Source organism: Buchnera aphidicola (Chaitophorus sp. 3695), assembly GCF_964058985.1.
GTDB classification, from domain to species: Bacteria; Pseudomonadota; Gammaproteobacteria; order Enterobacterales; family Enterobacteriaceae; genus Buchnera_J; species Buchnera_J aphidicola_BQ.
The window spans coordinates 424,877-440,700 of the sequence record NZ_OZ060379.1 but is presented as its reverse complement, the minus strand read 5'-3'; the positions used below and the strand labels follow the sequence as shown (position 1 = coordinate 440,700).

The following is a 15,824-nucleotide window of genomic DNA, read 5'->3' as shown; positions in this document are numbered from 1 at the left end:
TAAATTATTAGAAAAATATTTATAATTAATTTTCTATGGCCCTTGCTGGATTTGAACCAGCGACCAAGCGATTATGAGTCGCCTGCTCTGACCAACTGAGCTAAAGGGCCTATATTTTAATTTACTCTATAAAATAAATTATAATAGAAATATTAATAATAATCTAGTAGTCTTTTAGCAAAATTAAAAAATTTTTAAATATATATTTTAAAATTGATTTTAAAAAAAAAATATGATAAAATTTAATTTTCCTCTGTAGTTCAGTTGGTAGAACGGCGGACTGTTAATCCGTATGTCACTGGTTCGATCCCAGTCGGAGGAGTATTAAAAATTAATTTTAAATATTTTTTTTTATGATTCCAATAGATTTTAATTCATAAGTAATTTTTCTTTTTTCTTTAGATATATCAGCACATTGTACAACATAATCATCAATACGGTCTTCATAATCGTTTTTCATACTTAAAATTATTTTTTTAATATCTTTATATTTCATCTCTGGTTTAATATAATCATTTAAATTTTTAATTAATAAAATTCTTTTTTGATTATCACGTATTTTTTTTCCAAGATCATTTATTTCTCTTTGCAATTTATTTTTTCTTCGAAATAAATGCACAACGTTTAAAACGTTTTTAAAAGACTCTTTAGAATTATTACTATCATTTATAATTTTATTATTTTTTTTCATTTTTTTTCATTTTTAATTGAAAGTTTATTATATATATCATACATTATTTTATAAGAAAAAAAGATTTTATTATGAACAATATCTTTAAACAGAATTTTTTATTTTATGATTATGAAACTTTTGGAATTAATCCTGTTTTAGATAAACCTGCACAATTTGCATGTGTGAGAACAGATTTTAATTTAAAAGTTATTTCTCAACCTGTGATATTATATTGTTATCCTCCTATAGATTATTTACCTAATCCTAAATCTGTATTAATCACTTCAATTACTCCACAACTTACTTTACGTTTAGGATTAAATGAATCAAATTTTTCAAAAAAAATTTATTTTTATTTAAATAAACCTAATTCTTGTATAATAGGATATAATAATATTTCTTTTGATGATGAAATTACTCGAAATATTTTTTATAGAAATTTTTTTGATATTTATTCATGGAGTTGGAAAAACAATAATACTAGATGGGATGTAATTAATGTTGCTCGCGCTTTTTATGCATTACGTCCTAAAGGCATTAAATGGCCTAAAAATAAAGATAATATAGTTTCATTTAAATTATCAAAATTAACTCAAGAAAATTTAATTAATCATACAAAATCTCATGATGCTTTATCTGATGTATATGCTACAATTAATTTATTAAAATTATTTAAAAAAACTAATGAAAAGTTTTTTAATTTTTTATTTTTAATTAGAAAAAAAAAAAATATACTAAAATTAGTAAATAATTATTATCTGAAATCTTTAATTTATATTTCTAATTTTTATGGATCAAAAAAAAAAAACTTAGGTTTTGTTTTTCCTTTAACTTTACATTCTGAAATTAAAAATATTTTAATTGTATTTGATTTGGATATAGATTATTCATCTAAAAAAAGTATAAAAAGTTTTAAAAATTTTAATTATGATTTAAATTATTTATTCTGTTTAGGTATGAAATTAATTTATTTAAATAAATGTCCAATATTAATTCCTATGACTGCGTTACGTGATTCAGATATTATTAGATTAAAAATAAATACAAATCAACATAAAAAAAATATAATTTTTTTAAAAAAATTTATGAGTTTTAAAAAAATTTCAAAGATTTCCAAGATTTCTTTTAAGAAAATAAATTATAAACATGTAGATTTAAGATTGTATGAAAAATTTTTTAGTTATTCCGATCAAAAAAAAATAAATATTTTACGTTTTTTTATTAATCAGAATAAATTTAATGATAAAATAAAAATTAAAGATAAACGTTTTTCTAAATTAATATTTTTTTTTAAAGCAAGAAATTTTCCACGTTATTTAAATATCAAAGAAAAAATACTTTGGATTAAGTATTTAAAAAAAATTTTTCATAAAAAAAAAATCTTGAAATATAAAAAAAAAATTTATATTTTAAAAAAAAAATATTTATCTCAACAAAAAAAAATAAATTTGTTAAATAGTTTGTTAAATTATTTAAAATATTTAAAAAAGTCTATTCAAATATTTCAAAAAAGTATATTTTTTAAATAAAAAAATTTTTTTATGGATATTTTTGTTTTATATTATTTTTTTTTGAAAAGAAAATTATACATTTTTTTATATATTATTTTTTGATCTTTTAAATTAAGCATATTTAGTTTGTTTTCATTAATTAATATGGTTTGTTTTTTAATCCATTGATTCCAAGCTTTTTTTGAAATATTCTTATATATTTTTTCTCCTAATTTTCCTGGATATACAATATATTTTAAACCTGTCATTTTCTTTTTAAAAAAAACACAATATATTTTTCTTTTCATATGATCTTACTCTGTTGTTATTTTTTTTTATTTTTTTCTAAAATACTTGAAAAAATTTTTTTTACTGGAGAAGGAATACCAATTTCTGGAGGTTTAAATATATTAAACCAAATATTTTTTGTTTCTTTAATTTTTTTTTTTATATTGATTGAAACTGAAATAAGATGAATAAAAAAAGAATAATGATTAAAATGATGTAAAAATTTTTTTGTATGTTTTATTTTTTTAAATTTTAATTTATTTTTTTGTATCCATATAATTGCTTTTTTTTTTTTAAAAAACATGGGGAAGTAATATAAATTCTTCCAAACATTTTGTTTTTGTTGTTTTAAATAAAAAAAATTTTTATATTTTAATAATATAAACCAACATTTCTTTATGTTTTTTTTTTTATTTTTTTTTAGGTTTATTTTTTTTAGATAATATTTTTTTTTATAAAATAAACATTTTATTTTTAGAGGGCATTGAATACATATAGGATTTTTTATTTTACAAATTAATGTACCTAAATCCATTAAAGCTTGATTAAATTTTCCACAGTTATGTATTGGGATTAAAAAATTTATTTTTTTCCATAATTTTTTTTCTAATTGATATTTTTTTAATTTATAATTATAAAATCTTTTTAAAATTCTTTTTACATTTCCATCTAGTATTGGAAAAGAATAATCATATGTTAAAGATAATATTGCTCCTGCAGTAGATTTTCCTATTCCTGGAAAATTTATTAATTCATTAAAGTTTTTTGGAAATTGATAATTGTATTTTTTTTTAATAATTTGAGAAGTTTCATAAATATTTTTAGCTCTTTTATAAAATCCTAATCCACTCCATATATAAAGAACTTCATCTAAAGAAGATTTAGATAACTTTTTAATATTAGGAAATTTATGAATAAATTTTTTAAAATATGGAATAACTACTTTAACTTGTGTTTGTTGTAACATAATTTCAGAAATCCATATTTTATAAATATTTTTATTTTTTACCCAAGGTAATTTTTTTCTACCATAGATATGAAACCAATTTAATATATTATTTGAAAAATTAAAAATATCATTCATATTTTTTAAATATCCTATTTTCAGAATATATTAACAAAATATTTATTTGTGTTTTAATTATATCAGATATATTTATATATTTTAAAATATATAATATATTATAATACAATATATAATTTAAAAATTTTTATTATTTATAATCATAAAATTATGCACAACAAAACTAATAAAACTAATAGAACTATTAAAACATTTAGAATAAGAAGTAGAAAATTAAGTATAAAACAACGTAATAATATAAATATATATTGGCCTTTAATAGGAGTGAATTTAATACAAGAAAAATTTTTAATAAATGATTTTTTAAATCCATATACTCCTATTATTTTAGAAATTGGTTTTGGTTTTGGAGAATATTTAATTAATTTATGTAAGAAACATAAAAATATTAATTTTATAGGTATTGAAGTATATGTTCCAGGAATATCTTTTTGTTTAGAAAAAATATTTAAATTAAATTTAAAAAATATAAGAATTATTTATAGTGATGCATTATATTTTTTTTTAAATTATAGTCAAAATATAAAATTTTATAAAATTAATATATTTTTTCCTGATCCTTGGCCTAAAAGAAAACATCATAAAAGAAGAATTATTCAAAAATCTTTAATAAAAATTATTTTTAAAAATTTATTTATTAATGGAATTTTACATATTATAACTGATTCTTTTTCTTATTATGAAAGTATTTCAAAAATTTTAAAAGAATTTCATGGATTGCATGATATATCTAAAATTTTTAAAAGTTTTTTAAGTACGAAAAATATTTTTAATAGTCGTTTTCGAAATAAAGCATTAATGAAAAAAAATAAAATATATAATATGGTTTATAAAAAAATTTTTTAAATATTTTTATATTATATATTTTAAAAAACAAATAATTCTAATAAATTGTTTAAAAATAATTTACCTTTTTGAGTAGTTGTCCAAGATTTTTTATTTTGAATTAAAAATTTTTTTTTTATAGCTTTTTGGATAGGTTTTTGAATAAAATTTTCTTTAAGACCAGTGTATTTTTTAAAATTTTTGCGTAAACATGGTTGATATAATCTAAAATTATTCATAAAAAATTCTAATGGTATATTTTTTTTTTTAACGAAATATTTTTTTTCTATATATTTTTTATTCATAAATTCATAAATCTTTGTATTTTTTATTATACGTATAATTTTATTTTTTTGTATAGTAATTTTACTGTGTGCTCCGCAACCAATACCTAAATAATCTCCAAATTTCCAATAATTTAAATTATGTTGACATTGATATTTTATTTTTGAATAAGAAGATATTTCATATTTTAAATAATCATATTTTTTTAAAATTTTAATACTTTGAGAATGCATTTTAAATATTTCTTTTTCTTTAGGTAAAATAGGAGTATTTTTATAAAATATAGTGTTAGGTTCTATAGACAATTGATATAAAGATATATGTTGTGGTTTAAAATTTTTTGCATATTTTAAGTCTAAGATAAAATCTTTTAATGTTTGTTGTGGTAAACCAAATATTAAGTCAAAATTTAATGAATTAAAATTTATTTTTTTAATAATATTAATTGTCTCTATTAATTCTTGAAAAGTATAGTGTCTTTTAATAGTATTTAAAATCTTTTCATTAAAACTTTGAATACCTAGAGATAAACGGTTAATACCAGCTTCTTTATATTCAAAAAATACCTCTTCATTAATAGATTTTGGATTAGCTTCTAAAGTAATTTCAATGTCTTTATAAAAAGGTACTTTTTTTTTTATTTCTTGAATAAGAAATCCTATATGTTTTGGATTAATAAGGTTTGGTGTACCTCCACCGATAAAAATAGAATATATTTTTCTAGATTTTATTAAATGAATACTTTGATTGAAATCTATTAATAAATGTTGTATGTATTGTTCTGAAGGTATGTTTTTAATATCTATTGTTTTAGAATAAAAATCACAATAAGGGCATTTACTTAAGCACCATGGGATATGAATATATAAACTTAATAATGGAAATTTCATAGTTAAAATATTTTCGATATTTTTAAAAAATCTTATAATTGGATTATTTTGATTATAAAAAAATAGTTTTGATAAAATTTTTTAAGATTTATAGTGTATATAAATAAAAATTTATAGTTAAAAATATTATTTTTTGTATTTTTATTAATTTAATTTAAATATTATAAATATTATTTATTATAGTTTTAATTAAAATTTTTTTATATTATTTTTGTATAATTCTTTATTTTTTTTTAAAATTATTATTTTTTCGTATTTTGATTAAACCAACTATTTAAAATTATTAATGCTGACATAGAATGAATTCTAGATGGAGTTAAAAATTTTTTTCCTCCAGTATCAAATAAAATAGATTTTGCTTCGATTGTAGTGTATCTTTCATCGTGTAATTTTACTTTTATATTAAATTTTTTAAATAATTTTAATGCAAAAATTTCTGTTTTAATAGTAGTTTTTTGTTTTTTTCCTTTAATGTTTAAAGGTAATCCTACAATAATTTTTTTCGGTTTCCATGTAGATAATAAAATATTTATTTTTCTCCAATACATTTCTTTTTTCGTATAAGAAATGAAATTTAATTGTCTTGTAGTATAAGTATAACATTCACCTATAGCGACACCTATGTTTTTTGTTCCAAAATCAAAAGCTATAATAATCATTTTTTAAATTATTTGTCCATATGTAAGGTTAAGTTGATTAATATTTTTTATTCCTAATAATTTTATAGAATTTTTCCATTTATTTTTTATTTTTGTATGAAATAAAATTTTTTTATTAGAAGGAGATATTAACCAATCGTTATTTGAGATTTCTCTTTCTAATTGTTTTTTTTTCCATGAACAATGTCCTAAAATAATTAATGTGTTTTGTAGATCTTTTTCTTTTAAGGATTCTAGAATATCTTTGGATAAAGTAATAGAAATAGATGAAGAAACGTATATATCAGATAAAAAATTTTTTTTTAAAGAGTGTAAAATTAATCCTTTGTTATTTTCAAGAGGTCCGCCTAATATAATTGATTTATTTATATTATTTTTTTTTTTTAAATAAAAATTAATTTTAATTTTTTTATAAAAATTTTCTATTTTTAAATTTTTTATTTTTTTATTAATTATTACTCCATTAATTCCATAATAATCATCTTGATATATATATATTACAGAGCGATCAAAAAATGTGTTTGATAAATTAGGCATAGAAATTAAAAAATGATTTTTAAAATTAACAATATTCATTTAATATACTCAATTTAAATAAAAACGTTTAAAGTACAAAATTAAATTACATAAATTTTTTTAGAAAAATAAATTTAAATAAACATTTTAATATATTAAAAAATTATTAAACATGTATTTCTATATTTTTTAATTTAATACATAATTTCATTTTTATTATTATATAAATTTTCAGCATAGTTATCAAATCTAGAGAAATGCCCATTAAATGTTAAACGTATAGTACCTATAGGTCCGTTTCTTTGTTTACTAATAATAATTTCTGCAATACCTTTTAAATTTGTATCTTGATGATATATTTCATCTCGATAGATAAACATTATTAGATCTGCATCTTGTTCAATAGATCCAGACTCTCTTAAATCAGAATTAATAGGTCGTTTATCAGATCTTTGTTCTAAAGATCTATTAAGTTGAGAAAGAGCAATAATGGGTATTTTTAATTCTTTAGCTAATATTTTTAATTTTTTTGAAATTTCTGCTATTTCTAATGTTCGATTTTCAGAAAAAGATGGAACGCTCATTAATTGTAAATAATCTATCATAATTAAGCTAATTCCATTATTTTCTTTATATATTTGATAAGCACGAGTTCGAATTTCATTTGGAGTGAGAGAAGAAGAATCATCAATATATATGTTTTTTTTTTTTAGTAAAATATTTATGGTACTAGAAATTCTAGACCATTCTTCATCATTTATATTTCCTGTACGTATATTTGTTTGATCTACTCTAGATAAAGAAGATAATATTTTTATCATAATTTGTTCACTAGGCATTTCTAAACTAAATATGAGAATTGGTTTGTTGTATAACATAGAAGCATTTTCACATAAATTCATAGCAAATGTAGTTTTTCCCATAGAAGGTCTAGAAGCAATAATAATTAAATCTGATGCTTGTAATCCAAATGTTTTTTGGTTTAAATCTTTATATCCAGTATCAAGTCCTATTATTTTTTTATGTGGGTTTTTTATAAGTTTTTCAAGATTTGAAATAGTAATATTTAAAATTTCTTCAATGTTTTTAGGTCCTGTATTATTAATTTTATTTTTTGAAAGTTTTAGAAAATAAGATTCTATATAATTTAAAATATCGTTACTATTTTTTCCGTTAGGAGAATATCCTAAATTATAAATTTTTTTAGAAATATTAATTAATTTTCTCATTATTGCATGCTCTTTAATAATGTTAGAATAAAAAGAAATATTTGAAATACTAAAAGTATTTTTAGTTAATTTAGCTAAATAAGAAAAATTTATAATATTTCTAAATTTTTTTTTATTTTTAAAAGATTCTGATAGTGTAATTAAATCTATAGGTTTATTTGCATGTACTAATGTTCTCATTTCTTTAAAAATTATTTTATGTAATGAATTAAAAAAATCTTTTTCTGTTAAAATTTTTTCGATTTTATTCCATTTTTTATTATTTAACATTAATCCACCTAAAACAGATTTTTCAGCTTCTATTGAATGAGGTAATATTTTATTTTTTTTAAAATCATTTTTTAAATATATATCTTTAATTTTTTTTTTGAACATAAATAATTATCCAGAATTTATTTTTATTTATTATTATTTAATAATAAATACATTTTATGTAATTTTTTTTCAAAATTTATATTTTCTTTTGTTTTAATATTTAAGTTATTTAAAAAATATTTCCATTTTTTTGATCCTTTTTTTCCGTAAAAAATTCCATACATATGACGTGTAATAGCTTTTAAAGGTGTATTTTTTTGTCTTTCTTTATAAATATATTCAGACATATAATGTAGAATTTTTTTTATTGTTAACTTTTTGTTTTTTTCAAAAAATATTTTTCGGTCTATTTTTTTTAAAATTAACGGATTTTTATATGCTTCTCTTCCAATCATTACTCCATCAACTTTTTTAAAATGATTTTTAATTTCGTTAACAGACTTAATACCACCATTAATAATAAATGTTAAATGAGGAAAATCTTTTTTTAATTGATATACATATTTATATTTTAGTGGTGGAATATTACGATTTTCTTTTGGATTAAATTTATTCAGAATAGCATTTCTTGCATGAATAATAAAAATTTTACATAATTTATTTTTAGAAATTTCATGAATAAAATTACTGAGAAAATTATATGTATTGTTATTGTTAAATCCTGTTCTTGTTTTAATACTTACAGGTATTGGAACAGATTTTTTTATTAAATATAAAGATTTTAAGATAATTTTAGTGTTTTTCATTAAAATTACTCCTAAATTATTTTTTGTCATAGATAAAGAAGGACAACCAATATTTAAATTAATTTCATTATATTTTTTTTTATATGCTATTTTTGCACATTTTGCTATATCTTGAGGTTTGTTTCCTATTATTTGTAATGAAATTTTTTTTTCTGGATCTTTATTTTTAATTAGTTTAAATTTTTTATTTAAAATATTCTGAGTAGTGAGCATTTCCGTATATAAAAATGCATTTTTTATCAATAATCTATGAAAATATCTGCAATGTTTATCTGTATAATTAAACATTGGAGCTACACAAAAACGTTTTTTTTTCATTTATTTTAAAAATAATTTTTTAGTATAATAATTAAATTAATTATAAAGTATTTATTTTTTAAATATAGTACTATTAAAATAGTTTTTTTATATTGGAGATATATTAATATGGCAAGTCGTGGAATCAATAAAGTTATTTTAATAGGATATCTTGGACAAAATCCAGACATTCGATATATGACAAATGGATCAGCAGTAGCAAATATTAATGTAGCTACTTCAGAGAATTGGAAAGATAAAAATACAGGTGAAATTCGAGAGAAAACTGAATGGCATAAAGTAGTTTTATTTGGAAAATTAGCTGAAATTACAGGAGAATATTTAAAAAAAGGATCACAAGTATATATTGAAGGATCTTTACAAACTAGAAAATGGAAAGATCAAAATAATTTAGAAAGATATACAACAGAAATTATTGTAAATATTAATGGATCTATGCAAATGCTTGGTAGTAGACAAAATAAATTTAGTACAGATCAATTAGATAATAAAAAAACTTTTTTTAAGAAAAATTCTTTATCAAAAAATAATAAGCATTCTAAAAAAAAATCTAATAAAAATTTATTATTAGAAGATGAATCAAATATAGATTTTGAAGATGAAATTCCTTTTTAAATATACAATATTCATTTAATTTAATTTAAATTTTAACTTTCGTATCATTAGATTGTTTAATATTTAAATCTAATTTTACGAAAGTTTTCTCATAAGATAAAATTTTTTAAATATATATTTTTTTGAATAAATTTTAAAAGTATATTATTAAAATTATCTAAATGAGAAATAAAAGGAGCATGATTAGATTTTTTTATAATATAAGAATTATTATCATTTAATAAATTATTTAATAAATATGAAATTTTTTTTGGAACTATAGCATCAAATTCTCCATATATTCTTAAAATTGGAATTTTAATTTTTTGAATGATTTTTCTTAAATCAATTTTTATTAACATTTTTACATTAAATTTAATAGATAAAATATTAGGTTTAGCTATAGATATGATTTTTTTTTTTAATATTTTAATATTTTTTTTATTATTTTTATTTTTTTGTAAATTTATAAAGTTTTTTATAGAATTTTTATAATTATAAATAAGTTCTTTTTGTAATTTTTTAATTTGAGAGTATTGCATTCCCGGCCAAAATTTTTTTTTTAGAAAACATGGAGAGGATGAAATAGTAACTAATGATAATATTTTTTCTGGAATTTTTAAAGTTAATAAAGTTGCTAGTATACCTCCTAATGACCATCCAATTAATATAGAGTTGTATGGAATTTTTAATATTTTTTTATAAATAAATTTATTTAATTCTATATAGAAATTTTTTGTTGTATTTGGAGTAGGGAGATTAATCATATATATTTTAAATTTTTTTTTTAATTTTTTTCTTAGAAAAAACCATATTTTTTTATTAAATCCAAGTCCATGTATAAATATTAAATTTATTTTTTTTGTATTCATATTATCTTTTTTCTTATTTTTTATTATTTTTTAATGTATTATAATTTATTTTAAAAAATATAAAATTAATATATTGTAATTAAATATATATTTAATTGAATTTTTAATATAAAATTAAGTTTATTAATAAATAAAAGTTTATATTATTATGATTAAAATTTCTAAAAACGCGCAAAAATATATTCATAAATTATTATCTAAAAAAGATAAACATACACATATAAAAATTTTTGTAACTAATCCCGGTACTGAAAAAGCGGAATGTAATATAGAATATTTATATAAAAAAAATATAAATAATAAATATAAAAAATTTAAATATAAAAAATTTAATGTTTATATTCAAAAATCTCATCTTGCTTTTTTACAAGATTCTGAAATAAAATTAGTTCAAAATAATTTAAATTTTGAATTAATTTTAAGATCTCCTTATATAAAAAAAAATATACAAAAAAATTTTACATCATTTGAAGAAAAAATTAATTATTTTATAGAAATTAATATAAACCCGCTTTTATATTCACATGGTGGAAAAATAATTTTAATTAAAGTAAATAAAAAAAAAGAAGTTATAATTCAGTTTCAAGGTGGTTGTAACGGTTGCTCTATGGTCGATTCTACTTTAAAAAATATGATTGAAAAGCGTTTACTTGAAAGATTTCCTGATCTTACTGCGGTATGTGATGTTACTAATCACAAACCAAGTTTGTATTCTTATTATTAATTATATATATAAATAAAATAAAGTTATAAATATATTATTTGAGATAATATAAAATAATTTAACTAGAATCTGTGATTTCTCCTCTTAAATTTTTTTGGATTTTTGTTTTAATTAAATTAAAAGAAAATTTTTGACTGAATAAAAAATGTAGTTTTGTAATTGCAGCTTCAAGAGTTAAATCTTTTCCGCTAATAATTCCTGAAGTAAAAAGAGTTTTTCCAGTGAAATAGTTATTCATATTAACTCTTCCTGAAAAACATTGAGTAAGATTTAATATAATAATTTTTTTTTGTGCTGCTTTATGTAACTGCATTAAAAATTTTTTATTTTGAGGAGCATTACCTGTACCATATGTATATAAAATTAAACCTTTAGTCGGTTTTAAAAGACAATTTTTAATAATTTTATTCGAAATTCCTGGATATATTGTAAGTACGTTAATTGGTTGAGAGGAAATATTATGAACAATTAAATTTTTTTTAATTTTTTTTGGTAATTTTCTTTTGATATATTTAATATCTATTCCAATTTCTAATAAAGGATGTAAATTAGGTGAAGAAAATGCATTTAATCCATTTGCATGCATTTTTGTAGTTCTATTACCTCTATATAATTTATTATGAAAAAGTAATGTTACTTCATTAATAGGATAATGTGCTGCAATAAATAGAGCGTTAATTAAATTTTGACGACCATCTGATCTTACTTCAGAAAGAGGAATTTGAGATCCTGTAATTATTATTGGTTTATTTAAATTTTCTAAAATAAAAGACAAAGCTGATGCAGTATAAGACATAGTATCTGTGCCATGTAAAATAATAAATCCATCATATTTTTTATATTTTTTTTGAATATCATATGCAATTTTTTTCCAATTTTTAGGTGTCATATTAGATGAATCTATCAAAGGTCGATATTCATTAATAATAAATATAGGAATTTCTGTTTTATAAAATTCTGGCATATTTTTTATTTGTTTTTGTAAAAAACCTGGAATTGGAATATATCCTTTTTTAGATTTTTTCATTCCAATAGTTCCACCTGTATATGCTATATAAATTTTTTTTTTCATATATATATTTTTTGAGATAAATAATCTTAGCTTAGCATATTTTTTAAATAAAATTTTTACTTAATTTTTCTAAAAAATTAAATTTTACATAATAACTTTTTAAAATATTGTAAAATAAAATACAATATATGAAATTTTATTTATATAATTTATGATTTTTAGAGAAATATTAATAAATTTATAAGAGAAAATATTTAATTAATGAATAAAAATACAATATTAAATAAAAATAATTTTTCAAAAATTAAAAAAAGACGAACTTTTGCTATTATTTCTCATCCAGATTCAGGAAAAACTACTGTTACAGAAAAATTTTTATTATTAAGTAAAGTGATTCATCAAGCTGGTACTATTAAATCCAAAAAATCTAAAAAGTATGCTAAATCAGATTGGATGGAAATTGAAAAAAAAAGAGGAATTTCAGTTACTACTTCAGTAATTCAGTTTTCTTATTTAAAACATTATTTAAATTTATTAGATACCCCTGGACATGAAGATTTTTCTGAAGATACATATAGAGTGCTTACAGCAGTAGATTCATGTTTAATGATTATTGATGCTTCTAAAAGTGTAGAAAAAAGAACAAAAAAATTAATTAAAGTAGCTCGTTTAAAAAAAATTCCCATTATTACTTTTATTAATAAATTAGATAGAAATACATATGAATTTATAAAAATTTTAGATGATATTGAAGATAAATTAAAAATTTTTTGTATACCTATGACTTGGCCTATTGGTAGTGGAAAAAATTTTAAAGGAATTTTTAATTTTTATAATCGTCAAGTGTTTTTATATTTTAAAGATTTTAAAACAGGTCATTTTACTTCAATTAAGTCTATTTCAATTATAGATTCTTTTAGTTTAAAAAAATACTTAAGTAAAACTGAAATATCTACTTTATTAGAAGATTTAGATTTAATTAAATCGTATTATCATAAATTTAACCAAAAAAAATTTTTACAAGGATTAGAAACACCAATATTTTTTGGAAGCGCGTTAAATAATTTTGGATTAAATGATGTTTTAGATGGATTAATTAAATGGGGTCCTCATCCAAAATATAGAATTAGTAAATTTAGGAAAATTTATTCAACAGAAAAAAATTTTTCAGGTTTTGTTTTTAAAATTCAAGCTAATATGAATTTAAAACATCATGATAGAGTAGCTTTTATACGTATAGTATCTGGAAAATATATTAAAGGTATGAAAATTTTTCATGTACAAACAAAAAAATTTAGCATTATAAATAATGCTATGAATTTTGTTGCAGGAGAAAGATTTATTATAAATCAAGCTTATCCTGGAGATATAATTGGAATATATAGTAAAGGGAATATTAAAATTGGAGATACTTTTACAGAAGGAGAAAATATTCAATTTTCTGAAATTCCAAAGTTTGCACCAGATTTTTTTAAATGTATCTTTTTAAAAGATTCATTTAAACAAAAAACATTATTGCGTGGATTAAAGCAACTTTCAGAAGAAGGTGTAGTACATATATTTAGACCTATGGTAAATACTTCTTTAATATTAGGAGTAATAGGAAATTTACAATTTGATGTGATATTAGATAGATTAAAAATAGAATATAAAGTTTTAGCATGTTATAAAAGTACTAATATATCTCATATTCGATGGATTCATTCAGATAATATAAAATTATTAGAAAAATTTAAAAATGAAAATTATTCTTCTTTAGCATATGATTATGATAATTCTATAGTTTATTTTTCTACAAGTTTGTTTAGATTAAAGACAATTATTTCTAAATATAAACATATAAATTTTTTAAAAATTAAATAATTTTACAAAGATAGATATTTTAAAATATAAAAAGATGTATTTATACATAAATAAAATTTTTATGAGAAAATATATGAAAAGAGTTTTTCATTTTTTTTTTTTTTATATATTTTTTTAAATTTTTTAAAAGTTAGATCTAAAAATATTTATATAAATTTAATGATTACAGAGTAAATACTTTAGAAAATAAATATATTTAATATTTATATACAATAAAATTAAATTTATTAAAAAAGAATTCTTAAAATTTTTGTATTGAGTTTTTTAGAATTATTTAAATTTTTATAAAAACTTCATAAAGAAATTTTTAAAAAAAAATTAAATATATTGAAACTCAACAATTATAGTAGTTATTTTTATAGTATTTAATATTTCTAAAGATACAGATATTTTTTCTAGACATTAGAAAATAAAATTTTATTTTATATGAAAAAAAATAAGATATTTTAAAAAATTTAATAATAGTATTTAAAATTCTTTTGATAAAAATTTTTTACAAAAAACAATTTTTTATGTTTTAAGAAATAAATATTTTTTAGGAATAAATATTATAAATTTTCATAGAATGAAGAATATTCAAAAAAATATTTAATTATATATTTTATATAATTCTTTAGCATAAATTTTTCATTATAAAAATTATTTTGGATAAAAAAATATATTCTTTATTCAAAATAATGAGATTTATTTGAAATAATACTGAATATAATATTTATAAAATAAGTTAAATATTTTTTTAGGAATAAATAAAAATTTTATATGTATTTAAAATAGAAAAAATATTATTTAGTAATATCTATTTATAATACGATCTTAGACAATTTTTATTAAAAATAATTTTATTTTTATAGAAAAATTTATAATATTTTTTAAAAAAAATTTTTTATGAAAAATTTTATTTATATTTTATTCCAGATATTTTTAAATTTTTAAAGAAAAAATTATTAATTAAAGTACAGAATAAATAATAGAAATATAATTATTTGTATTAATTTTATGATTTCTATTTTTATATAGATATCAAAGAGATATATTGAAATATAGAAAAAAATTAGAATAATTTAATTACAAATGATATCAATTTTTAAATTTAATAAAATTTAATAATTTATTTATTTTAATATCTTATTATGAATATATTTTGATTTGGATAGGTATAGATTATATTATATAAAATATATCTATCATTTTTATATAAAAAGTTTTTAATATAAAATAATTTATATTATAGAAAAAATTTTTCAGATATTTTATAACTTATTTCTGAATTTTTTATATATTTACAATAAAATTTTCTATAATTTTTTTAATTGATATTGTTTTATATATTTAAATAAATTCTTTTTATTTTAAGAATTAAATATTTTTAAATCTAATAAATATTTTTAAAATATGAGATTTAGATATAGATAATTTTAAATGATATGTTTTTTATCTGATG

The 15,824-nt window shown here is 17.7% G+C and carries 15 protein-coding genes and 2 tRNA genes; 6 read left to right on the top strand and 11 right to left on the bottom strand.

What is annotated here, in order from left to right:
* Positions 1 to 36: 36 nt before the first annotated feature.
* Positions 37 to 110: transfer RNA gene (locus tag AB4W58_RS02090), tRNA-Ile, on the bottom strand.
* A 139-nt stretch (positions 111 to 249) separates the two neighbouring features.
* Here AB4W58_RS02090 and AB4W58_RS02085 point away from each other — a divergent pair.
* A tRNA-Asn gene (locus AB4W58_RS02085) sits at positions 250 to 322 on the top strand.
* 15 nt (positions 323 to 337) lie between these two features.
* Here the strand turns inward: AB4W58_RS02085 and AB4W58_RS02080 are convergent.
* Positions 338 to 691: a DUF496 family protein gene (locus tag AB4W58_RS02080; protein ID WP_367674028.1), complete on the bottom strand. Its 354-nt coding sequence runs from the start codon at positions 689 to 691 to the stop codon at positions 338 to 340.
* A 71-nt stretch (positions 692 to 762) separates the two neighbouring features.
* Here AB4W58_RS02080 and sbcB point away from each other — a divergent pair, with 71 nt between their 5' ends.
* Positions 763 to 2,202 (top strand): exodeoxyribonuclease I, encoded by a 1,440-nt coding sequence (sbcB, locus tag AB4W58_RS02075; RefSeq protein ID WP_367674027.1) that lies wholly within the window; start codon positions 763 to 765, stop codon positions 2,200 to 2,202.
* A gap of 32 nt (positions 2,203 to 2,234) precedes the next feature.
* On the opposite strand, the gene AB4W58_RS02070 is transcribed toward sbcB, so the two are convergent.
* Together AB4W58_RS02070 and AB4W58_RS02065 are read right to left on the bottom strand one after the other, a co-directional pair.
* Complete coding sequence (locus tag AB4W58_RS02070) at positions 2,235 to 2,471, bottom strand: oxidative damage protection protein (protein WP_367674026.1); 237 nt, start codon at positions 2,469 to 2,471, stop codon at positions 2,235 to 2,237.
* A 17-nt stretch (positions 2,472 to 2,488) separates the two neighbouring features.
* Positions 2,489 to 3,535 carry an A/G-specific adenine glycosylase gene (locus AB4W58_RS02065; RefSeq protein ID WP_367674025.1) on the bottom strand — a complete coding sequence of 349 codons (1,047 nt, stop codon included), beginning with the start codon at positions 3,533 to 3,535 and terminating at the stop codon, positions 2,489 to 2,491.
* A gap of 150 nt (positions 3,536 to 3,685) precedes the next feature.
* On the opposite strand from AB4W58_RS02065, the gene trmB reads away from it, so the two are divergent.
* Positions 3,686 to 4,381, top strand: coding sequence for a tRNA (guanosine(46)-N7)-methyltransferase TrmB (gene trmB / locus AB4W58_RS02060; RefSeq protein WP_367674024.1), 696 nt, complete (start codon positions 3,686 to 3,688; stop codon positions 4,379 to 4,381).
* 20 nt (positions 4,382 to 4,401) lie between these two features.
* Here the strand turns inward: trmB and hemW are convergent, their stop codons facing one another.
* The 5 genes from hemW to dusA all read right to left on the bottom strand — a co-directional run bounded on the left by hemW (position 4,402) and on the right by dusA (position 9,318).
* Positions 4,402 to 5,535, bottom strand: coding sequence for a radical SAM family heme chaperone HemW (gene hemW / locus AB4W58_RS02055; protein ID WP_367674023.1), 1,134 nt, complete (start codon positions 5,533 to 5,535; stop codon positions 4,402 to 4,404).
* 242 nt (positions 5,536 to 5,777) lie between these two features.
* Positions 5,778 to 6,194, bottom strand: a complete 417-nt coding sequence (gene ruvX / locus AB4W58_RS02050) for a Holliday junction resolvase RuvX (RefSeq protein WP_367674022.1) — start codon at positions 6,192 to 6,194, stop codon at positions 5,778 to 5,780.
* 3 nt (positions 6,195 to 6,197) lie between these two features.
* The gene (locus AB4W58_RS02045; protein WP_367674021.1) at positions 6,198 to 6,770 is read right to left on the bottom strand and encodes a YqgE/AlgH family protein; all 573 of its coding nucleotides are present in this window, start codon (positions 6,768 to 6,770) and stop codon (positions 6,198 to 6,200) included.
* 134 nt (positions 6,771 to 6,904) lie between these two features.
* The gene (dnaB, locus tag AB4W58_RS02040) at positions 6,905 to 8,314 is read right to left on the bottom strand and encodes a replicative DNA helicase (protein WP_367674020.1); all 1,410 of its coding nucleotides are present in this window, start codon (positions 8,312 to 8,314) and stop codon (positions 6,905 to 6,907) included.
* Positions 8,315 to 8,337: 23 nt separating this feature from the next.
* A complete protein-coding gene (gene dusA / locus AB4W58_RS02035; RefSeq protein ID WP_367674019.1) occupies positions 8,338 to 9,318 on the bottom strand; it encodes a tRNA dihydrouridine(20/20a) synthase DusA in 981 nt (326 codons plus the stop codon).
* 108 nt (positions 9,319 to 9,426) lie between these two features.
* Here dusA and ssb point away from each other — a divergent pair, with 108 nt between their 5' ends.
* Entirely contained in the window at positions 9,427 to 9,933 is a 507-nt protein-coding gene (ssb, locus tag AB4W58_RS02030; protein ID WP_367674018.1) for a single-stranded DNA-binding protein, read from the top strand.
* Between the two features lie 89 nt (positions 9,934 to 10,022).
* Here the strand turns inward: ssb and AB4W58_RS02025 are convergent, their stop codons facing one another.
* Positions 10,023 to 10,784, bottom strand: coding sequence for an alpha/beta fold hydrolase (locus AB4W58_RS02025; protein WP_367674017.1), 762 nt, complete (start codon positions 10,782 to 10,784; stop codon positions 10,023 to 10,025).
* 148 nt (positions 10,785 to 10,932) lie between these two features.
* On the opposite strand from AB4W58_RS02025, the gene AB4W58_RS02020 reads away from it, so the two are divergent.
* Positions 10,933 to 11,508 (top strand): NifU family protein, encoded by a 576-nt coding sequence (locus AB4W58_RS02020; RefSeq protein WP_367674016.1) that lies wholly within the window; start codon positions 10,933 to 10,935, stop codon positions 11,506 to 11,508.
* A gap of 58 nt (positions 11,509 to 11,566) precedes the next feature.
* On the opposite strand, the gene ansA is transcribed toward AB4W58_RS02020, so the two are convergent.
* Entirely contained in the window at positions 11,567 to 12,580 is a 1,014-nt protein-coding gene (ansA, locus tag AB4W58_RS02015) for an asparaginase (protein ID WP_367674015.1), read from the bottom strand.
* Positions 12,581 to 12,781: 201 nt separating this feature from the next.
* Here ansA and AB4W58_RS02010 point away from each other — a divergent pair, with 201 nt between their 5' ends.
* On the top strand, positions 12,782 to 14,383 hold the full coding sequence (locus AB4W58_RS02010; RefSeq protein ID WP_367674014.1) for a peptide chain release factor 3: 1,602 nt from the start codon (positions 12,782 to 12,784) through the stop codon (positions 14,381 to 14,383).
* Positions 14,384 to 15,824: the final 1,441 nt, after the last annotated feature.

Coding starts and splice junctions, on each gene's coding strand:
- AB4W58_RS02025 (WP_367674017.1), bottom strand. CDS start 10,784: ATGAATACAAAAAAAATAAATTTAATATTTATACATGGACTTGGATTT.
- ansA (WP_367674015.1), bottom strand. CDS start 12,580: ATGAAAAAAAAAATTTATATAGCATATACAGGTGGAACTATTGGAATG.
- AB4W58_RS02020 (WP_367674016.1), top strand. CDS start 10,933: ATGATTAAAATTTCTAAAAACGCGCAAAAATATATTCATAAATTATTA.
- AB4W58_RS02080 (WP_367674028.1), bottom strand. CDS start 691: ATGAAAAAAAATAATAAAATTATAAATGATAGTAATAATTCTAAAGAG.
- dnaB (WP_367674020.1), bottom strand. CDS start 8,314: ATGTTCAAAAAAAAAATTAAAGATATATATTTAAAAAATGATTTTAAA.
- hemW (WP_367674023.1), bottom strand. CDS start 5,535: ATGAAATTTCCATTATTAAGTTTATATATTCATATCCCATGGTGCTTA.
- AB4W58_RS02045 (WP_367674021.1), bottom strand. CDS start 6,770: ATGAATATTGTTAATTTTAAAAATCATTTTTTAATTTCTATGCCTAAT.
- ssb (WP_367674018.1), top strand. CDS start 9,427: ATGGCAAGTCGTGGAATCAATAAAGTTATTTTAATAGGATATCTTGGA.
- AB4W58_RS02010 (WP_367674014.1), top strand. CDS start 12,782: ATGAATAAAAATACAATATTAAATAAAAATAATTTTTCAAAAATTAAA.
- dusA (WP_367674019.1), bottom strand. CDS start 9,318: ATGAAAAAAAAACGTTTTTGTGTAGCTCCAATGTTTAATTATACAGAT.
- AB4W58_RS02065 (WP_367674025.1), bottom strand. CDS start 3,535: ATGAATGATATTTTTAATTTTTCAAATAATATATTAAATTGGTTTCAT.
- ruvX (WP_367674022.1), bottom strand. CDS start 6,194: ATGATTATTATAGCTTTTGATTTTGGAACAAAAAACATAGGTGTCGCT.
- AB4W58_RS02070 (WP_367674026.1), bottom strand. CDS start 2,471: ATGAAAAGAAAAATATATTGTGTTTTTTTTAAAAAGAAAATGACAGGT.
- sbcB (WP_367674027.1), top strand. CDS start 763: ATGAACAATATCTTTAAACAGAATTTTTTATTTTATGATTATGAAACT.
- trmB (WP_367674024.1), top strand. CDS start 3,686: ATGCACAACAAAACTAATAAAACTAATAGAACTATTAAAACATTTAGA.